This window comes from Vibrio rubrogenes, from assembly GCF_059641415.1.
In genome coordinates, this window is record NZ_JCARSY010000003.1 from 153,150 (window position 1) to 167,955 (window position 14,806).

12 protein-coding genes are annotated in these 14,806 nt (G+C 46.2%); 9 read left to right on the forward strand and 3 right to left on the reverse strand.

All coding sequences use genetic code 11. The features are described 5' to 3' along the window. Window positions 1-13 precede the first annotated feature (13 nt). From infB to AC55NX_RS04090, 7 genes are all read left to right on the forward strand, one after another. Entirely contained in the window at window positions 14-2,716 is a 2,703-nt protein-coding gene (gene infB / locus AC55NX_RS04060; RefSeq protein WP_496994567.1) for a translation initiation factor IF-2, read from the forward strand. A 123-nt stretch (window positions 2,717-2,839) separates the two neighbouring features. Next, window positions 2,840-3,235, forward strand: coding sequence for a 30S ribosome-binding factor RbfA (gene rbfA / locus AC55NX_RS04065; RefSeq protein WP_059119962.1), 396 nt, complete (start codon window positions 2,840-2,842; stop codon window positions 3,233-3,235). Continuing rightward, a complete protein-coding gene (truB, locus tag AC55NX_RS04070; protein ID WP_496994568.1) occupies window positions 3,235-4,173 on the forward strand; it encodes a tRNA pseudouridine(55) synthase TruB in 939 nt (312 codons plus the stop codon). The genes rbfA and truB overlap by 1 nt, the downstream gene beginning before the upstream one ends. Before the next feature lie 132 nt (window positions 4,174-4,305). Next, complete coding sequence (gene rpsO / locus AC55NX_RS04075) at window positions 4,306-4,575, forward strand: 30S ribosomal protein S15 (protein WP_038178125.1); 270 nt, start codon at window positions 4,306-4,308, stop codon at window positions 4,573-4,575. Between the two features lie 278 nt (window positions 4,576-4,853). Further along, complete coding sequence (gene pnp, locus AC55NX_RS04080; protein ID WP_496994569.1) at window positions 4,854-6,989, forward strand: polyribonucleotide nucleotidyltransferase; 2,136 nt, start codon at window positions 4,854-4,856, stop codon at window positions 6,987-6,989. Window positions 6,990-7,104: 115 nt separating this feature from the next. Then, window positions 7,105-8,013: a lipoprotein NlpI gene (gene nlpI, locus AC55NX_RS04085; protein WP_496994570.1), complete on the forward strand. Its 909-nt coding sequence runs from the start codon at window positions 7,105-7,107 to the stop codon at window positions 8,011-8,013. 117 nt (window positions 8,014-8,130) lie between these two features. Continuing rightward, window positions 8,131-9,456 carry an MATE family efflux transporter gene (locus tag AC55NX_RS04090; RefSeq protein WP_496994571.1) on the forward strand — a complete coding sequence of 442 codons (1,326 nt, stop codon included), beginning with the start codon at window positions 8,131-8,133 and terminating at the stop codon, window positions 9,454-9,456. A 44-nt stretch (window positions 9,457-9,500) separates the two neighbouring features. On the opposite strand, the gene AC55NX_RS04095 is transcribed toward AC55NX_RS04090, so the two are convergent. The 3 genes from AC55NX_RS04095 to AC55NX_RS04105 form a co-directional block, all read right to left on the reverse strand. Beyond that, window positions 9,501-10,388 (reverse strand): U32 family peptidase, encoded by an 888-nt coding sequence (locus AC55NX_RS04095; protein WP_496994572.1) that lies wholly within the window; start codon window positions 10,386-10,388, stop codon window positions 9,501-9,503. 15 nt (window positions 10,389-10,403) lie between these two features. Next, entirely contained in the window at window positions 10,404-11,417 is a 1,014-nt protein-coding gene (gene ubiU / locus AC55NX_RS04100) for a ubiquinone anaerobic biosynthesis protein UbiU (RefSeq protein WP_496994573.1), read from the reverse strand. 103 nt (window positions 11,418-11,520) lie between these two features. After that, window positions 11,521-13,560, reverse strand: a complete 2,040-nt coding sequence (locus tag AC55NX_RS04105; RefSeq protein WP_496994574.1) for a sensor domain-containing protein — start codon at window positions 13,558-13,560, stop codon at window positions 11,521-11,523. Between the two features lie 193 nt (window positions 13,561-13,753). Between AC55NX_RS04105 and ubiT the strand changes: the two genes are divergently transcribed. Further along, window positions 13,754-14,284, forward strand: coding sequence for a ubiquinone anaerobic biosynthesis accessory factor UbiT (gene ubiT / locus AC55NX_RS04110; protein WP_496994575.1), 531 nt, complete (start codon window positions 13,754-13,756; stop codon window positions 14,282-14,284). Next, window positions 14,268-14,768, forward strand: a complete 501-nt coding sequence (locus AC55NX_RS04115; RefSeq protein WP_496994576.1) for a GNAT family N-acetyltransferase — start codon at window positions 14,268-14,270, stop codon at window positions 14,766-14,768. Before ubiT ends, AC55NX_RS04115 begins: the two co-directional genes overlap by 17 nt. Window positions 14,769-14,806 lie beyond the last annotated feature (38 nt).

Sequence of the window (14,806 nt, forward strand, 5' to 3'; positions counted from 1 at the left end):
GGGAGAAAGCGGCATGACAGAACTTACAGTTAAAGCACTGAGTGAAGAGATTGGTACACCAGTTGACCGCTTATTAGAGCAACTTGCTGACGCAGGAATGACAAAAACGGGATCGGATAGTGTTTCTGAAGATGAAAAACAGAAACTGTTAACTTTCCTTCGTAAAGAGCATGGTGGCAGCTCTTCAAAGGACGAACCGACTCGTTTGACATTACAGCGAAAAACTCGCAGCACACTGAGTGTGAATGCGGGGGGTGGTAAAAGTAAGAATGTTCAGGTTGAAGTGCGCAAAAAACGTACGTATGTTAAGCGTAGTACAATCGAAGATGAAGCGAAGCGTCAGGCAGAAGAAGCAGCCCAACGTGAAGCTGAAGAGAAAGCAAAGTTAGAAGCTGAAAAAGCAAGATTGGAAGCTCAAGCGAAACGTGAAGCTGAAGAAAAAGCGAAACGTGAAACTGAAGAGCAGATGAAGCGTGAAGCTGAAGAAAAGGCGAAGCGTGAAGATAAAAGCAGTCAGAAAGTTGAACTTTCTGATGAAGAGAAATCCAAGCAAGAGGCAGCGCGACAAGAAGCCGAAGCACTGATGCGTCGTCAGGAAGAAGAATTGAGACGTAAAGCTGAAGAGGAAAGTCAGCGTCAGCTCGAAAAAGCGCGTGAATTGGCTGAAAAGAATCAAGAGCGTTGGTCTGCTGCAGAAGAGAATAAAGGTGCTATGGAAGACGAATATACAGATTACCATCTAACTACTTCTCGTTATGCCCAAGAGGCAGAAGACGAAGCAGACCGTCGAGATGAAGGTAGTCGTCGCGCAAAAGCGAAGAAAAGAGCTTCTGCTCGCGATGAACAACGCCAAGAACGCGATATGCGTCCTCGTGGTGGAAAAGGTGGCCGTAACTCGAATCGAGGTCGGGGAAAACCTTCTTCAATGCAGCAAGGTTTTGATAAAAATGCGACTGTTGCAAAATCTGATGTTGTTATCGGTGAAACAATTATTGTTTCCGAACTGGCTCAGAAAATGTCAGTGAAAGGCACCGAAGTCATCAAAGTCATGATGAAAATGGGTGCGATGGCAACGATCAACCAAGTGATTGATCAGGAAACTGCACAGCTTGTTGCCGAAGAAATGGGTCATAAAGTCATTCTCCGTAAAGAGAATGAACTGGAAGAAGCAGTTCTTTCTGACCGTGATAGCACTTCTGAAGCTGTTCCTCGTGCGCCGGTTGTTACCATTATGGGACACGTCGACCACGGGAAAACTTCAACACTGGATTATATTCGTCGTACGCACGTTGCATCCGGTGAAGCAGGTGGTATTACCCAGCATATCGGTGCTTATCATGTTGAAACTGATAACGGTATGATTACTTTCCTCGATACTCCGGGACACGCGGCATTTACAGCAATGCGTGCTCGTGGTGCCCAGGCAACGGATATCGTGGTGTTGGTTGTTGCAGCCGATGATGGTGTTATGCCTCAAACGATTGAAGCGATTCAGCACTCAAAAGCAGCGAAAGTACCGCTAATTGTTGCAGTGAACAAGATCGATAAAGAAGAAGCCAATCCGGACAACGTGAAGAATGAGCTGGCACAGTATGACATCATTCCTGAAGAATGGGGTGGTGAGAATATGTTCGTTCATATCTCTGCCAAACAGGGAACCAATGTGGATGCCTTGTTGGAAGCGATTCTTCTGCAAGCTGAGGTTCTGGAACTGACCGCTGTTGCTGACGGCATGGGTTCTGGTGTCGTTGTCGAGTCCCGTCTGGATAAAGGCCGCGGCCCTGTCGCAACGATCTTGGTTCAGTCAGGTACGCTGCGCAAAGGTGATATTCTGCTTTGTGGTCAGGAGTATGGCCGGGTCAGAGCAATGCGTGACGAAGTCGGTGATGAAGTGCTGGAAGCTGGTCCATCGATTCCTGTCGAAGTACTTGGTCTTTCCGGTGTTCCTGCTGCGGGTGATGAAGCGACAGTTGTGCGTGATGAGCGTAAAGCCCGTGAAGTTGCGAACTACCGTCAGGGTAAATTCCGCGAAGTGAAACTGGCTCGTCAGCAGAAAGCTAAACTGGAGAATATGTTCTCTAATATGACTGCCGGTGAAGTTGCTGAACTGAATATTGTGCTTAAAGCTGATGTTCAAGGCTCGGTTGAAGCAATTACCGATGCATTGGTTAAACTTTCAACTGATGAAGTGAAAGTAAACATTGTTGGCTCCGGTGTGGGTGGTATTACCGAAACTGACGCAACATTGGCTGCTGCATCGAATGCAATCGTACTGGGCTTTAACGTCCGTGCCGATGCGTCTGCCCGCCGAACCATCGAAGCAGAGAACCTAGATCTGCGCTACTACTCCATCATCTATCAATTGATTGATGAAGTGAAACAGGCGATGAGCGGTATGTTAGCGCCTGAATTTAAACAGGAGATTATCGGTCTGGCTGAAGTCCGTGATGTCTTCCGTTCACCGAAACTCGGTGCTATCGCTGGCTGTATGGTCACTGAAGGACTGATTAAACGGAATAATCCGATTCGCGTGCTGCGTGATAACGTGGTTATTTATGAAGGTGAATTGGAGTCACTCCGTCGCTTTAAAGATGATGTTGCAGAAGTGAAGAGTGGTTATGAATGTGGTGTCGGTGTGAAAAACTATAACGACGTCCGTGTTGGTGACCAGATCGAAGTCTTTGAAACAATTGAAATTAAACGCTCAATCGACTAACTGAGATAGATGGTTAAGTTGATATACCACACTATCGGTTGTTGAATGTATCGTTGGTTGTTGAATACACCATGGGGGGTTGGCTAGACCATCCCCCCATTCTTTCTATGAGAAAGTTTAAATATGGCAAAAGATTTTAGTCGTACGCAGCGCGTTTCTCAGCAGCTGCAAAAAGAGCTGGCAATGATATTGCAGCGTGAAGTCAGAGATTCTCGCCTTGGTATGGTGACGATTTCTGAGGTAAAAGTTTCCCGGGATTTGGCTTATGCCAAAGTGTATGTTTCCTTCTTATGTGTTGGGGAACAGACGCCGGAAACTTGCCTGAAAGCGTTGAAAGAGCATGAATCTCATATTCGAATGATGTTAGGCAAGCGGATTCGTCTGCGTCTGACACCTGAAGTCCGTTTTGTTTATGATGATACTTTGGTTGAGGGGATACGCATGTCGAATCTGGTCAACCAAGCCGTTGATGAAGACAAACGCAAAAGAGATGAATCAGGTTCGGATGAGGAGGCGTAATGGCTCGTCGTCGGAAAGGTCGTCCGGTGGATGGCATTATTTTATTGGATAAACCTACGGGAATTTCATCCAATGATGCGCTTCAGAAAGTGAAACGAATTTTCTTTGCGGAAAAAGCCGGACATACAGGGGCATTAGATCCTCTGGCAACTGGGATGCTACCGATTTGTCTGGGGGAAGCGACCAAATTTTCCCAATTTCTGCTCGATTCTGATAAGAAGTATCGGGTGATTGCAAAGCTCGGTGTTCGCACCAATACGTCGGATTCAGATGGCGAGATTGTTGAAACTCGGCCAGTTCAAATCTCCGAATCGTTGCTGATGCAATCGATCGAGAAATTTAAAGGCGAAACCGCTCAGATTCCTTCAATGTTTTCAGCATTAAAGTATCAAGGTCGTCCTTTATACGAGTACGCACGGGAAGGTATCGAAGTTCCCAGAGAGTCACGGCAGATCACGGTCTATTCTATCGAGCTGCTCCGCTATGAAGCGGATGAGGTCGAGATGGAGATCCATTGTTCCAAAGGAACTTATATCCGTACCATCGTTGATGATCTGGGTGAAATGTTAGGCTGTGGTGCTCATGTGACGTATTTACGCCGTACGGCTGTCGCACAATATCCGGCAGAGCGGATGGTGACTCTTGATGAGCTTGAAAATATCCTCGAAGCAGCACGTGAACAGGATGTCGCACCAAGAGTTTTACTCGATCCGCTCCTGTTACCGATGGATTCCGCGGTTCAGTCATTACCAGAAATAAATCTGATTCCTGATTTGGCAGAAATGGTCCAGAAAGGTCAGGCTGTTCAGGTTTTCGGCATACCGACAAGCGGTACAGTGCGTTTGACTGCCGGTGAAGAACAACTCTTTATCGGTGTCGGTGAAATCGATGATGACGGCAAAATAGCGCCAAAACGATTAGTCGTTTTTCGTCAATGAAATATGGCCTATTTTCCGGATGATTTGCTATTGCGGGACTAGGGAATATTCTCTATAATCCCCGCTCCTCGTGTCGGCTGAATCAGAGATTGGCTGACACAAACTAAAACTCAAACTCTTAGGAGAGAAATTATGTCTCTGAATGCAGAAACTAAAGCAGCAATCGTTGCTGATTACGCGCGTGGCGAAGGCGACACTGGTTCACCAGAAGTTCAAGTCGCTCTACTGACAGCTTCAATCAACCACCTTCAAGGTCACTTCAAAGAACACAAAGGCGATCACCATAGTCGTCGTGGTCTTTTACGCATGGTTTCTCGTCGTCGTAAGCTTCTGGATTACCTGAAAGGTAAAGATCTGGATCGTTACCACGACCTTATCCAACGTCTTGGCCTACGTCGCTAAGATTGGATTTGTACAAAAAAGGGGCGAAAGCCCCTTTTTAATGGCTAAATTTAGCCAAATGGCGCTTGAGTAGTTTATACTAGCGACCGTTGAAGTCAGTCAATTGATTTCAATACACAGACTCAAAGCATGACAGTCACCGAAGTCGGCCAAAAGGTCGCGACTATTCAAAGGAGATTGGAATGAATTTTGTTCAGTATCCTTTTACTAGTCGCGATTTGTGATGCCTTGAGTATTGATAACCCATTTCTAGGATAACCTAGGCAAAGGAATAATGAATGTTTGAAAAACCAGTTGTGAAAACGTTTCAATACGGCAATCACACCGTCACGATCGAAACTGGCGTGATTGCACGTCAGGCAACATCAGCAGTTATGGTCACCATGGACGATACATCTGTATTCGTTTCTGTGGTTGGCAAAAAAGAAGCGGTTGAAGGTCAAGACTTCTTCCCGCTAACGGTCAATTATCAGGAACGGACTTATGCAGCCGGTAAAATTCCTGGTGGATTCTTTAAACGTGAAGGTCGTCCTTCTGAAGGTGAAACGCTGACTGCTCGCCTGATCGACCGTCCGATCCGTCCACTGTTCCCTGATGGTTTTACCAATGAAGTTCAGATTATTGCTACTGTAATGGCAGTGAATCCTGATGTTCAGCCAGATATCCCAAGCATGATCGGTACTTCTGCCGCGCTGGCAATTTCCGGAATTCCGTTTAATGGTCCGATTGGTGCAGCTCGCGTCGGTCACATTGATGGTCAGCTTGTTTTGAACCCAAGTGCGAAAGAGCTGGCACAATCTCGTCTGGATCTCGTTGTTGCTGGTACTGAGAATGCGGTACTGATGGTTGAATCTGAAGCGGATATTCTCTCTGAAGAAGAGATGCTCTCAGCAGTAGTATTTGGTCATGAACAACAACAGGCTGTGATTCAAGCTATCAATGAGTTTGCTGCTGAAGTTGCGACTCCTGCATGGTCATGGAGCGCACCTGAAGTCAATGCCAGCCTGAAAGCATTAGTTGCTGAACATGCGGAAACTCGCCTTGCTGAAGCATATCAGATTACTGAAAAACTGGCGCGTTACGAGCGAGTTGGCCAGATCAAATCAGAAGTCATTGCGACGTTACTCGCGCAAGATGACTCGCTGGATGACAATGAACTCCGTAACATGCTGAGTTCACTGGAAAAACAAGTCGTTCGTGGCCGGATTCTGTCTGGTGCACCGCGTATCGACGGCCGTGAAAAAGATATGGTTCGGGCACTGGATGTTCGTACGGGTGTTCTGCCTCGCGTCCATGGTTCATCACTATTTACCCGTGGCGAAACACAAGCCATCGTGACCGCTACGCTGGGAACTCAGCGTGATGCGCAAATTATTGATGAATTAACCGGTGAGAGAAAAGATCACTTCCTGTTCCACTATAACTTCCCTCCTTACTGTGTCGGTGAAACAGGTTTTGTTGGTTCACCGAAGCGTCGTGAAATTGGTCATGGTCGTTTGGCGAAGCGTGGTATTCAGGCCGTGATGCCATCGATTGATGAATTCCCTTATACGGTTCGTGTCGTCTCTGAAATTACGGAATCCAATGGTTCTTCTTCAATGGCTTCAGTATGTGGTTCATCGCTGGCATTGATGGATGCCGGTGTACCGATTAAAGCCTCCGTTGCTGGGATTGCGATGGGTCTGGTCAAAGAAAATGATGATTTTGTGGTTCTGTCTGACATCCTGGGTGATGAAGATCATCTTGGTGATATGGACTTTAAAGTGGCCGGTACGTCAAATGGTGTGACCGCACTGCAAATGGATATCAAAATTGAAGGAATCACCAAAGAGATCATGCAGATCGCTTTGAATCAGGCAAAAGGTGCCCGTTTGCACATTCTGTCTGTGATGGATAAAGCGATTGGTAGTGCGCGTGATGATATTTCTCAGTTTGCCCCGCGTATCCATACGATGAAAATCAGTGCTGATAAGATTAAAGATGTTATCGGTAAAGGTGGTGCTGTCATCCGCGCATTGACTGAAGAAACCGGAACTACGATTGAAATCGAAGACGATGGTACGATCAAGATCGCTGCGACAGAAGGCGAAGCGGCTAAACATGCGATTCGTCGTATCGAAGAGTTGACGGCTGAAGTTGAAGTTGGTCGGATCTACACTGGTAAAGTAACTCGTATTGTTGATTTTGGTGCTTTTGTGGCTGTTCTTGGCGCTAAAGAAGGTTTGGTTCATATCTCTCAAATCGCAGATCAGCGTGTCGAGAAAGTGACAGACTACCTGAAAGAAGGTCAAGAGGTTCAGGTGAAAGTGTTGGAGATTGATCGTCAGAACCGTATTCGTCTGAGTATGAAAGAAGCGGTTGCAAAACCAGCGGTCGAAGACGCACCACAACAAGAGCAATCTGACGCAGAATAGAAACGCGCCTCAGGATTAGATATATCCATTGGGTTGCTTTTTTATTTGCAAGCATGATGTTATAAAGGGAGCTGTTTTGCTCCCTTTTTTTATGAGAGCGTTGAGGAGAATAATTTTGGCGAAGTGGTTTCTCACGGTATTGACAGGACTCGGCTTGCTTTTTATCACCGGGTGCTCATCGATTCGGCATCAGCAGGAGTCAGAGTGGCTTTATGCCCCGATGGCCCGGCCATTACAACCGACCATTCAACAAGAAGTAAAAATCTTGCGTTTGAGCCAACTGCTACAGCAAAAAGAACTCACAGATGAGATTCGGGCCAAAGTTTTTTATGAACGTGGTAATAGTTACGATATGTTGGGTTTAAAAAATCTGGCTCGCCTGGACTTCGAACAATCTTTACGCTTTTATCCATCTCAGCCAGAAGTATTCAACATGCTTGGCGTCTATTACACAGAAATCAACGAGTTCGATTCAGCGTATGAGTCATTTGATTCAGCGCTGGAGCTGGAGCCGGAGAGTATATACGCAGGCAGAAATTTAGCGATTGCGTTATATTACGGTGGTCGTCACCGTTTGGCCCGGGACGAAATCGAACAGGTGATACAACAAGATCCAGCCGATCCTTTCAGTGCCTTATGGCGATATCTGATCGTGAGTGAGATGGATGCTGAAACGGCCCGCAAAGAATTGATGCAAAGTTATCACGCACATCAGTCTGAGCAAAATGATGCTTGGGGATGGTCTCTGATTGCAATGATGTTGGGCGAAGCCGATGATTCGGTGGTTTTCAAACAGCTTTTGCAAGAGACAAGTGATAATACGGTGCTCGCCCGTCGCTTAACGGAAGCCTATTTTTATCTCGGAAAGCGTTATCAGATGCAAGCACATTATGCTGAGGCGATCGCATTATATAAACTCGCAATCTCAATGAATGTTTACGAGTATATTGAACATCGCTATGCTTTTTTAGAACTGGAACGGATATACCATACGATTAAGGACGATCATTCCTCGTCACATTGATATTTTCTTGATTGAAATCACCACCTCAGGATCTGAATTCAACGTCTGGAGGTTTGGTTTATGGTGAACAGCCTGCATTAATTCTTGCAGGCTGTTTGTATTTCAGGTTTGGATTGAATGCAGATGTCTATTTATTCACAGTATTTTCGCTATACCGTTCCAACCGTTGCAGCAATGTTAGTCAATGGCTTATATCAGCTCATAGATGGCATTTTCATCGGCCAGTATCTCGGGGTCGATGGATTAGCCGGGATTAATATCTCTTGGTCCATGATTGCTGTACTGGTTGGCATCGGCTTGATGGTCGGGGTCGGGACCGGTGCAATTACCTCGATTTATAAAGGGCAAAAGAATTTATCCGCTGCCCGCCAGACGATCAGTACCGGACTGATCTTATTGATCCTGTTATCGCTTTTGCTTTCTTTGGGACTGTGGTCCTTTATGGCGGATATTCTGATGTGGCAAACGCAGGATCCCGACGTCTTTAATTTAGCGATGCAGTACATGCAAGTGGTGGTGTTTACCTCTAGCTTTACTCTTTCTGCGACAGCATTACCATTTCTGATGAGAAACGATGATAGCCCGGCACTTGCGACGTATCTGATGATCATCGGCGGGTGTCTGAATATTGTTTTTGATTATCTGTTCATCGTGGTCTGGGATATGGGGTTGCAGGGAGCAGCGATTGCTACCGCGATATCACAAGGGGTGGTAACCATTGTCGGGCTCAGTTACTTCTTTTCTCCGGCAGCATCTTTACGTTTAAGACGGACTGATCTGCTGTTTTTCCGCTGGCAGGATATTCGTCAGATTGTTTTGGTTGGTCTTTCAAGCTTTTTCATGTACCTCTACTGGAGTGTCATGGTGGCCCTGCATAACAGTCAGTTTGCAATCTATGGTGGGACGACCGCGCTGGGAGCATATACCATTCTCGGTTATGTGGTGACGTTCTATTATTTAACGGTAGAAGGGTTTGCTAACGGGATGCAACCGTTAGTGAGTTTTAACTACGGTGCGAATCAGTTAGGCAATATCAAGAAACTGTTGGTACTGGCGATGGGATTATCTGTGGTATTTGGACTGATTGTAACCACAGTTATGAATCTTTATCCGCACGATATTATTGCTATTTTTAATCGTGATAACTCGGAATTGAGTGATTTCGCCACCACGGGGATACGCTTACATTTGATTGCACTGTGTTTAGACGGCTTCATTGTGGTTGCGTCTTCATTTTACCAATCGATACATCGGGGTAAAACAGCGGTGAGTATCTCTCTGGGTAACATTCTTATTCAGCCACCATTTTTGTTTCTGCTGCCGTTAGGATGGGGACTAACCGGTGTATGGCTGGCATTTCCGATCTCAAATATTGTCTTGTCGTGCGTGGTATTAGTGATCTTGTATAGAGATATCAGGCGGTTATTTCATTCCTCCGCCTGATCTGGTTGGGCTGTGATTCAGCCATGGTTGTGACGTGGTGCCGTTTACCGGGACTCAGAGGTCACGACCTCTAATCCTGCGACACGGTGCCAATAACCATTACATTGGTGGCTGTCTAATGGGTAGGGCTGCGCTGCACTCTCATTATCACGGAATGCTTGAATGGTTGTCAGGGTTTCTGCGCCAGTGGGGCTGAGACGAACGACATCGACGCTATCAGTCATACTGGATAACTCGTTAATCAAGTTATAGCAGTAGCCTGACTGTGTCTGAATCCCGTTCAGGTTGAAGACTTCTTGTCCTTCCTGACTTTGGACGCGGATGCCATTGGGATAATGGATACAACATGTTTTACATTCATCTTTCGGACGATTTTCAGCCCGGGCAGTGAAACAGCGGGCAGAATAGGCAAGCGGGAGATAACCGTAGCCGAATATTTCAACTTCAAATGCATTGCGAATCCCCAACGTTTCACACTGGTGTAGCACTTGTTGCAGCCACGAGTGGGAAAGCTCCACCGGCATGCACCACCGGATCATCCCTTGGCGGAGAAAATATTGCAGAGTATGTGCGTTATAACAGTTGATCGCAGGTCCGACAACAAACGGTACCCGCTGTTCGCTGGCGAGATGAATGGCTGAAACATCGTTGGCTTCAATAATAAAATCACCGTTATCAATGTATTTTTTCATCACGGTCAGTTCACTACGCGACTCAAGCAGCGCCATTGTTGACAGGACAATCTGTTTACCTGTCCGGGCGATTTCCTGTGCGATTGACAGCCAGTCGTGTGTTTTTAACTCTCGGCGCTTAGAACACACGGTTTCTCCCAGATAAATTATATCAGCGCCGGATGTCTGCGCCTGCTGATAGAATTGTTCAACTTCTGTTTTTGGCCAGAAATAGAGTAATGGGCCTAATGCATATTTCATCTGTGAACTCCCTGGTTATTGCCACTTTCTATGATAGGCACCGAGTGTTGTCTGAGTGCCTTCGGAAACATTGGCAAGGGTTCGGTTCCATGTTTCATCGACCTGATAACTTTGTGGGGCAGACAAATAATGGTCAATCGCTGCCCGCCACGTCTTGGTCACTTGCTCGACATAGGCAGGACTACGCTGGCGACCCTCAATTTTGACTGAGGCGACATTCGCTGCGAAGAGCTCCGGTAAGAGTGATAGTGTATTGAGACTCGTCGGCTCTTCGAGAGTGTGATAACACTGCTGCTGGCCGTTCAACGCTGTCATAAAGCGGCCTTTACATAATGTCGGATAGCCTGCATTCTCCCCGGGTTTGTATTGATCAATGAGAATATTATTCAGCCGGGTTTCCATACCATGTGGGGTTTCCTGCCAGCGGACAAACTTGGCGGGTGAACACGCGCCGATGGTATTCGGCGATTCTCCCGTCATATATGAAGACAGATAACAGCGACCTTCCGACATGATGCAGAGACTCCCAAAAGCAAACACTTCCAGATCAATCCCATCAGCAATTGACTGAGAGAGTTGTTTGACTTGATGAATCGATAGTACTCGGGGGAGAACAACCCGTTTGATGCCAAAGTTTTGGTGATAGAACTCAATGGCTGCGCTATTGGTCGCGGAAGCCTGAACGGAAAGATGAATTTCCTGATGCGGATAGCGGTCAGAGATGTATTCCAGTAGCGCAATATCGGCAACAATCAACGCATCGACGCCCAGATCAACCGCTTTATCAGCAGCCTCTGTCCAGTGATTAAACCGATCCGGATGGGCAAATGTGTTGAGAGCGACATGAATTTTTTTGTGATGTTCATGAACGAAACGAACAGCACTTTCCAGTTTTTTTCCTGAGAAGTTTAAGCCGGCAAAATGGCGGGCATTGGTGTCGTCTTTAAAACCGATATACACCGCATCAGCACCATTGGTGATTGCCGTCTTCAGGGCGGGAAGGTTTCCCGCAGGACAAAGCAGTTCCATAGTAACTTAATTTCATTGGTGGCTTTTGAAGTGGCTGTATTGTATGGAAAAGTGCCACAGAATGAATTGATGTGAGGCAGGTTTGACCTTGATTTATCGTGATTTATGAGGCGGAGTGACGACGGGTTTGGGCGAATAATGCTTCGATTTCCTGCTTGGGCTGCGGACGATGGAAGTGGAATCCTTGGATGGAATGACAGTGAAGATTGGCAAGTAAAATGGCTTGTTGCTGTGTTTCTACGCCTTCCGCCACGACTTTTAACCGTAAAGATTGACCGAGATTGATGATGTTTTCGATGACAGTCAACTGTTTGGGTAATTGATCGATCTCCGTAATAAATGCGCGATCGATTTTGAGTTCATCAATCGGAAAGCGGGCGAGATAAGAGAGAGACGAGTAACCCGTGCCGAAATCATCAATCGATAAGGTAAAGCCGAGTTTTTTAATAGCATTCAACATTTGCACGGTGTGTTCACTGTCACTCATGACCGCACTTTCGGTCAGTTCGAACGTAATACAGCTCGGATCAAGCTGTGTCGAGCGCAGGAGTTTTTCCATAAAATCGATCAGCTTCGGGTTACCGAATTGTTCCGGCGACAGGTTAATCGCGACAGGGCCGGGGAGGATCCCTTGTTGTTTCCAACGTTTGACCGTGGTAAAGACATCCCGCATGACGACTCGGCCCAGATGTTCGATTAGCCCTGCCTTTTCCGCAACGGGAATAAATGAACCGGGGCTGATATATCCTTCGACCGGATGTTTCCATCGTACCAATGCCTCTGCTCCGTTGATGCTAAAATCTCTCGCACTGACTTTGGGTTGATACCAGACTTCAAGACCACTATTTTGCAGGGCTTTTTGCAGTTCGATCTCCAGCCACAATCGGGTTCTTGCTTCTTTATTCATCTGCGAACTGAAGCGAATCATCCGGTTACGTCCCCGCGCTTTGGCCTCATACATCGCGGTGTCTGCATTTTGCAGTAAGATTCGGGCATCGCTGCCGTCACCGGGGTAAGTCACACTGCCAATCGAGCAGGCAAGCCTTTTACTAAAATAGTTCAAATCGAAAGGTTGATTGACTAACGCGATAATCCGTTCGGAAAGCATTTCTGCCGAACGGGGTTTCTCCGGCTCAGGCAGGAGTAAACCAAATTCATCAGCGCCCAAATGACCCAAAATGGCATTCTGAGGGAGAAGTCGTTTGAGCCGAGCCGCAACCTCCCGGATCACTTTATCACCGATATGATGTCCCAGAGAGTCATTGATGTTTTTAAAGTTATCAATATCGAGGTAGAGCATCACCAGCGGAGTGTTATCAGCAATGAACATATCGAGTCGTTTGGTAAAACCGGTTCGGTTATACAAGCCGGTCAACGGGTCGATATGAGCATCAAATGAAGGGTGATGTAATGGCTTAAGCGTCTTTTTTTCTTGTGGTTGAATGAGGACAAAGAATGCCTGACAACCAAAAATCTTGGTGGTTTCAATTCGAAGTGTCACCTGCAGTTCTTTACCATAGGCTTGAGTCGTATGACAGACAACCGGGTGTTGAACGGCCGGGGAGGGATCGAGAACAAAAGGTTTTCGGGTCGATGTCTGAATAAAAATCTCCGAAAGCTGTTCTCCGTATAGTTCATCAGCGCTATGAAGCCCCAGCGAATGAGCCGCCGCAGGATTGCAGGAAATGATGGTATTCTCTTCCACAATCAGCACCGATTCTTTCAACATATAAACTAATGTTGAGAATTTTTTTTCTGACTCATCAATGGTATCGAGTAACATCTGCTTTTCTGATATATCGACAGCCTGAAAGATGATTCTCGGGGGCTGACCATCGAATTGTAATCGCGAGAGTGCTATCAGTAATGTCGTTGTGAGCAGCGTGTCGTTGAGCGTCAGCTCGGTTTCAATGATTTCACCGTCAAATGCGCGATGATAGTAGGGGCGAATTGCCTGATAGAATGATTCACCAAAGACGGCCTGGTCATTTGAGCCAATGAGTTGATCACGCGTGAGACCTGATATGTCACAATAGCGTTCATTTACCATCGTATAATTGTGCTGGGCATCGAGAATGGCAAAAAAGAAAGGGCTGTGTGACGTTAGCTGTTTAAACCAGCGTTGAAAATCTTGTGAAATCATGCCAACTATTCATTGCTCCGAAACCAGACAGGTACTCAGCATTTATAAATCGATACGGAGTACGCCACTATAACCGTCTTTCTAACATTAGTGAAGCGCATGGCGGTCTTGGATTTTTTGATTCACAACAGCAATTCAGGTTCAATCTTTCAGTATGATAGCGCCATTAATATCAACTTAGTGGATAACGAGTGTGTTTAACAAGATTCAGAACTACATGGTACAAAATGCAGCTTCATTTTTGAGAACACCTGCACGCTTTTTGCCTGACTTTGTGCAAAACAAAATACTATTAGAGGCTTTGAATACCATTTTTAAAGAAGCATTGACAGAAGGGGAGTTTGAATTCCTTGAAAGTAAGTGTTTGAAAGTTGAAGTGAAAGATTTAGGACTTTCTTGGCATATTACCTGTCGTAAAGCTCAGTTGGTCATCGCTGAACCAGCGGTTGAACCCGATGCCTGTTTTAGTGGTTCACTGAATGATTTCGTGTTGATTGCCGGGCGAAAAGAAGATCCGGATACCCTCTTTTTTCAGCGACGACTCTCGATTGAAGGTGATACCGAGATGGGGCTTGAAGTTAAGAATATGATGGATAGCGTGGATCTGGAGACATTTCCCGTGCCAATCAAATATTCTTTGAATCAGCTTTCTGATTTTGTGTATAAAGGTGTACAGTCAGGACACTCAAATCATAAAGGAACGGTGAATGCTTATTCGCACTGAAGCACCCGCAGATATTTTACCCATTGATCAGTTACTCCGTTCATCGCTGAACATCGAGGAAAGCGCTGATCTGGTGATGGCTTACCGGGAAAGTAGTCGTATCACATTGTCTTTGGTGGCCTGCGATGATGAAGGACAGATTCTGGGATATATTCTGTTTACGCCAATCGCTCATGATGGCGTCTTTCATCACTGGCAGTATCTGCGTTTGTTAGTTGCTGACCCACAAGCTCAGGACGATATCAAACAACAGTTAGTTACTGAAGGGCTGAATTCACTTTATGAGTTCGGTTATCCAGTGTGTGCGGTGTTTGGCGTCTATGATGACTATCAGTCACTTGGCTTTCAGCCGGGGCAGGATTTTGGCTTAAGCACTGTGCATTCGTTGTCATCTCCCAATCAATTACTCATTTGTGAGATGGTTCAGGGGGCGGTGGATGATATGGGTGAGTATCAGATTGAATTTGACCCCTCACTCCTTTGAGTCTTTCCCGGCTTCTGATCCCAAGAGAAATTTGTTAG

Bases quoted from the DNA above. Each gene is read 5' to 3' on its own strand.
- infB (WP_496994567.1), top strand. From the start codon at position 14: ATGACAGAACTTACAGTTAAAGCACTGAGTGAAGAGATTGGTACACCA.
- rbfA (WP_059119962.1), top strand. From the start codon at position 2,840: ATGGCAAAAGATTTTAGTCGTACGCAGCGCGTTTCTCAGCAGCTGCAA.
- truB (WP_496994568.1), top strand. From the start codon at position 3,235: ATGGCTCGTCGTCGGAAAGGTCGTCCGGTGGATGGCATTATTTTATTG.
- rpsO (WP_038178125.1), top strand. From the start codon at position 4,306: ATGTCTCTGAATGCAGAAACTAAAGCAGCAATCGTTGCTGATTACGCG.
- pnp (WP_496994569.1), top strand. From the start codon at position 4,854: ATGTTTGAAAAACCAGTTGTGAAAACGTTTCAATACGGCAATCACACC.
- AC55NX_RS04090 (WP_496994571.1), top strand. From the start codon at position 8,131: ATGCAGATGTCTATTTATTCACAGTATTTTCGCTATACCGTTCCAACC.
- AC55NX_RS04095 (WP_496994572.1), bottom strand. From the start codon at position 10,388: ATGAAATATGCATTAGGCCCATTACTCTATTTCTGGCCAAAAACAGAA.
- ubiU (WP_496994573.1), bottom strand. From the start codon at position 11,417: ATGGAACTGCTTTGTCCTGCGGGAAACCTTCCCGCCCTGAAGACGGCA.
- AC55NX_RS04105 (WP_496994574.1), bottom strand. From the start codon at position 13,560: ATGATTTCACAAGATTTTCAACGCTGGTTTAAACAGCTAACGTCACAC.
- AC55NX_RS04115 (WP_496994576.1), top strand. From the start codon at position 14,268: ATGCTTATTCGCACTGAAGCACCCGCAGATATTTTACCCATTGATCAG.